The 3,295-nt window shown below is 45.8% G+C and carries 3 protein-coding genes; all 3 read right to left on the reverse strand.

Annotation, left to right across the window (positions count from 1 at the left end; genetic code table 11):
- A partial coding sequence (locus tag F6K38_RS37695) for an ATP-binding protein (protein WP_287360100.1) occupies positions 1–2,029 on the reverse strand: 2,029 nt, incomplete at its 3' end.
- A gap of 306 nt (positions 2,030–2,335) precedes the next feature.
- Positions 2,336–2,617, reverse strand: coding sequence for a type II toxin-antitoxin system RelE/ParE family toxin (locus F6K38_RS37700; RefSeq protein ID WP_287265551.1), 282 nt, complete (start codon positions 2,615–2,617; stop codon positions 2,336–2,338).
- Positions 2,614–2,832 (reverse strand): hypothetical protein, encoded by a 219-nt coding sequence (locus tag F6K38_RS37705; RefSeq protein ID WP_287265550.1) that lies wholly within the window; start codon positions 2,830–2,832, stop codon positions 2,614–2,616. The genes F6K38_RS37700 and F6K38_RS37705 overlap by 4 nt, the downstream gene beginning before the upstream one ends.
- Positions 2,833–3,295 lie beyond the last annotated feature (463 nt).

The following is a 3,295-nucleotide window of genomic DNA, read 5'->3' on the forward strand; positions in this document are numbered from 1 at the left end:
CGCAGTGACGGGCGATAAAATCTAAATCCAGTTCCTCAGAGCGAGGTACACGACTAGGCCAGATTTGCTCCCAGATCCGGCGGCGGTCTTTGAGATTAGGAAAAGGAAACTCAATAATAAAACGTAACCGCCGGACAAAGGCATCGTCCATATTAGTGCGGAGGTTGGTAGTCAAAATCGCCACTCCTTCGTACTCCTCCATCTTTTGCAGGAGATAGCCAACCTCAATATTGGCGTAGCGGTCATGGGCACTGCTAATTTCAGAGCGCTTGCCAAAGAGGGAATCTGCCTCATCAAACAGGAGAATGGCGTTAGCATTGGCAGCAGCTGTAAAGATGCGATTGAGGTTTTTTTCTGTCTCCCCGATATACTTACTGACCACTTGGGACAGGTCAATTTTATAGAGGTCAAGCTCTAATTCGTGGGCAATAATTTCCGCTGCCATGGTTTTACCAGTCCCTGGTGGGCCAGAAAACATGACATTCAGTCCTCTGCCCAGGGAAAGCTTGCTCTGGAAGTCCCACTCTTCCCACACCAGCTGTCGATATTTGGCTTGATTACAAATTTCCTGCAACTGAGCCTTTTGATTAACTGGCAGGACAATATCATCCCAGCTGTACTTAGGCTGAATTTGACGTGCCAAGGAACCTAGTTCATGACCAGATTGGGCACGAGCTGCTGCAAATAGTTCGGACAAGGTTGGTTTTTGATGGGGAGTGTGGGAAGTGGGAGGAGTGGGGGAGGTGTTTTGGGCAATGCGCCAACGGGCTCGATTACAGGCATCAATCACGGCATCGGTAATTTGCTCGGAATTGAGGCGGAAGCGATCGCATAAAGCATCTAGCTCTGGTCCATCTAGGGAAATACCAGCTGCAGTTAGTTGATTCTGCCAGCAACAACGACGAACACTAAACTCAGGGATGGGAAAAGGAACAGTAACCATTCCGATTGCGATAGTTTTCTCTGGTTTCCAGGGTTTTTCACCAGCGAGGATAGTAATTCCTTGATGGTTTGCTATGATTCTTAGCAGAGATAGATATTGACTGGAATTCTCGGAACTTTCTATAGTTTGTTGTAGAGTTTCTAGTCCTTCTAGGTAAAGCAAAGCCTTCTGAAACCAGGCTTGACGGTAAGCTAGTTTCAGGGTTAGCTCCAACTCAGCTTTGGCTTCTACAATCCGAGTTAAATCTACTGTTAGCAACGGTGCTTCCACAGCCCTGGCCAGAGCTTGGGCGCTACGGTGTTTACCACTAGTATCTGCACCCTCAAAATACAGTGCCAAGGGTTTGCTTGCTTGCCAATCTTCGACAACTATTGTTAATAAAGCCTGCTTTACTTCCTGATGTAAGGGCAAGTCTTCCAGGGAAATAGTAGGCTCAATTAACCTACAGAAGGGTTTTAGTCGCTGATCTAATCCTGTTTCTCCCAACAGCAGAGTCAGGACTAGCCCATCCAGTTTAAGATTGTGAGCCAGCAGAGTAGGCTGGAGCTGATTAGGGTCCGAGACCAGATGTAGTAGACTATGACGTAGGAGAGGAGCTTCCGGGGTAAAGTGACTACGGCGCGCCAGTTTCGCTTCCCCAGTTGGACAGAGCAGATTCAGGACGAGATCCACAGTGGGTCGTTTACACCGGATATCGTCTTGGAGATAAGTATAAATTCGTTCATAGCGCCGGTCTAGTTCCGGGGCGAGTGCGATCGCAATAATATCGACATCGAAAGCAGAGAGGGCAAAGGTTTCTTGCAGCCATGCTAGTGAAGAGCCTGCCAGGATAGCATCAGAGGGTAACTCCTGTGATGTTTCTGTATCTACCTGCAATACTGGTGTTCCTGGTGGCCGAGTCATCAACTGTTCCACTTCTTCCTGGTCAACTTGCATCCCCCGATAGGGATTAGTTGCAGCCATGGAACCATAGGTAACTTGAGCAGCAGCTAGAGCTCTTTCTAGCAGTCGGTCTAAGCGCTGTAACAGCAGAAAGAGTTGGTGAAATTGGGGGTTGGGAGGGAAAGCCTCGGTTTGGTTAATCATGGATTATAGCAAGGGAACAGGGAATAGGGAATAGGGACTTCGGAGCAGGGACTTCGGAGCAGGGACTTCGGAGCAGTAGAGTAATAAGAGGTAATATAGAAAAAATCATGTGTACCTCATTAGGGCGATCGCATTTGGTAGGGTAGGGTGGGCAAATCTATGATACTTTGGTAATTAGATTAGTTATTATTTCCATTTGCCCACCCGACTTGAGCGATCGCACTTTGGCAAAACCAAGGGTTAGCGCGAATCCAGGAGTAGGGGCGCACTACCAACGGCTATCACACTACAAGAGGTGCTATCATACTAATAGACTTCATCATGAGAACCTAAATTAAGCAACAAAATAGCTTCTTCTTGATCGTCAGGATTTTCGATAAATTCAAATAAAATACGGTAGCTGTAGTCAATTGAACATGACCAGATATTAGATAAATCGCCTTTAAGTTTGTGAGTGTGTAAGCTAGAATGAAAGGGATCTTCTGCTAACTGACGCAGCGTTTTCTCAATTAGCGGTCTAAAATCTGGTCTTTTACGAATTACTCGTTTTAAAGCTCGTAGTGATTGGGGTGTCCAAGCAATTTTCATAGTTGATCAAGTTCTTCTAGAAATTGATCAACTGAGCCAAATTTCACTTTTCCTTCGGCTAATTCTTGGCGAATTTCTTTAATTTCTTTCACTAGTATTCCTCTCCGTTGTAGATGGAATCTTTTGAGAAGAGTATCGAGTAATATCTCTTGCTCTTCTAAGGACAATTTTTCAACGGTTTCAATCGCTTGCTGAAAGGCTGAGGTTTTGAGCATAATTGCTTGATAATTTGCAGGTTTTTTCTAGTTTAGCTTGATCAGATTCTGTAGGGTGTCAAGCGCGAAGCCTAACGTACCGAATATCAGCATACACAAACCCAACCAATAACAGAGGCGATCGCATTCGGTAGGGTAGGGTGGGCAAATCTATGATACTTTGGCAACTTGATCAGTGATCATGCCCATTTGCCCACCCTACAAGAGCGATCGCACTTTGGCCAAACCAAAGGGTAGCGCGAATCCACGAGTAGGGGCGCACCAACCTGCCCCCAATCATCAATCTAATATCTAAAATCGAAGTTATAACAATCCGTGTAGGAATTGTGGGAATTTTATTCCCTATTCCCTATTCCCTATTCCCTATTCCCTACTCCCTACTCCCTACTCCCTTTGCTTATGTATCAACAAACAGATCCACCCCGACCCCCGAAAGAAATCCTACCCACAATGTATGATCTAC

Origin of the sequence: Moorena sp. SIO3B2 (genome assembly GCF_010692525.1) — a bacterium.
Taxonomy (GTDB): domain Bacteria; phylum Cyanobacteriota; class Cyanobacteriia; order Cyanobacteriales; family Coleofasciculaceae; genus Moorena; species Moorena producens.

Bases quoted from the DNA above. Each gene is read 5' to 3' on its own strand.
- F6K38_RS37705 (WP_287265550.1), bottom strand. From the start codon at position 2,832: ATGCTCAAAACCTCAGCCTTTCAGCAAGCGATTGAAACCGTTGAAAAA.
- F6K38_RS37700 (WP_287265551.1), bottom strand. From the start codon at position 2,617: ATGAAAATTGCTTGGACACCCCAATCACTACGAGCTTTAAAACGAGTA.